The organism is Aliterella sp. E5.1 (assembly GCF_057473825.1).
Genome location: NZ_JBYCCV010000396.1, coordinates 1 through 1,289, shown reverse-complemented (window position 1 = coordinate 1,289; position 1,289 = coordinate 1). Strand labels below are relative to the sequence as shown.

Genomic DNA, 1,289 nt, shown 5'->3' with positions numbered 1-1,289 from the left:
TAATTCACCTTCTAACCAAAACTTGTCAATATCCTCTTCACTACCAATATTTTGATTGCCATAACCTTCTTGAGTAACCCATTGCTGCATCCGCTCATGCCCGACTCTACGGGCTAAGACTTGGTAAAACCAATAAGCAGAAAGCTTGAATGCTTCTCTCATATTTAAGTCCCGGTTCCATTCAGGCAGCTTTCTTTGAATACCGTCCCAAGTTAAAATTGCAATTTCATCCGAGATGACGCCAGTTTCTAGCGCAATCAGGGAGTTAAGAATCTTAAAGGTTGATGCAGGTAAGAAAGCTGTTCCGTTTCGCTGGGGATTATGTTGAAAGATGCGATCATTGTTCAAGTCATAGATCAGAATCGACCCTTTAACCCCTAGTTCTTGAAAATGCCGCTCAAAATCAATTTTCTGAGCAATCTCTACACGGACTGGAGACTGAACCACTGATTTAGGCATAGTCGATGCTGATTGCATCGACTGAAATAGGAGAGAGGCAGTGCAACTGAGTGCAACGAGAATGATACTTGTAAAACGAACTATTCGGTTCATAAGCTTCCCTGAGTTAGTAGAGTAATCAGCAGACTTGAACCACAATACCCTAGTTGACGGACAAAGCTAAGAAGCTTGAAACCGCCTGAGGAAAGGCTAATCTACACCCATCGGTAATTTTTTCTGTAAAATTTATCCTCTGAGTTAGATGTTACGAGTTGGCACCAGTGGTTATAGCTACACGGATTGGAAGGGAGAATTCTATCCTGCTAATCTCAAGCAGGCTGGGATGCTGCCTTTTTATGCTCAGGAATTCAACGCAGTAGAAATCAACTATACCTACTACCGGATGCCTTCAGCCCGGACCCTGACAGCCATGGCAGCGAAAGTCCCTCCGGGGTTTCAATTCACCCTTAAACTCAACCGACAGATCACCCACGATCGCCCCTCAGATCACGGCCCCGATCCAGCCCTCTGCCAGGAATTTTGTCAGACCCTCAAACCCCTGCAAGATCAAGGTAAGCTTGGTTGTGTTTTGGCCCAGTTTCCCACCGCTTTTCATAACACGGAAGAGAACTGCGCCTATTTAGAAAACCTTCGCGATCTCCTGGGACAAATTCCCACCGTGGTTGAGTTTCGCCACCGGAGTTGGGTTGATCAGTCGGTATTTGATTGGCTGCGCCAGTTGCAACTGGGGTTCTGTTGTGTGGATCAACCATCATTTGAAGTGCTGATTCCCGCGATTGCCGTTGCCACAGCGCCCATTGCCTACGTCCGCTTTCATGGTCGCAATGCTG

Annotated in this window: 2 protein-coding genes; one reads left to right on the top strand and one right to left on the bottom strand. The window is 46.4% G+C overall.

The features are described 5' to 3' along the window. Positions 1-552: penicillin-binding transpeptidase domain-containing protein (locus AC2VE5_RS27630; RefSeq protein WP_486890715.1), on the bottom strand; the 552-nt coding region annotated here is incomplete at its 3' end. Positions 553-700: 148 nt separating this feature from the next. On the opposite strand from AC2VE5_RS27630, the gene AC2VE5_RS27625 reads away from it, so the two are divergent. Beyond that, positions 701-1,289 (top strand): DUF72 domain-containing protein (locus tag AC2VE5_RS27625; protein WP_486890714.1); only part of this gene is annotated, 589 nt, incomplete at its 3' end.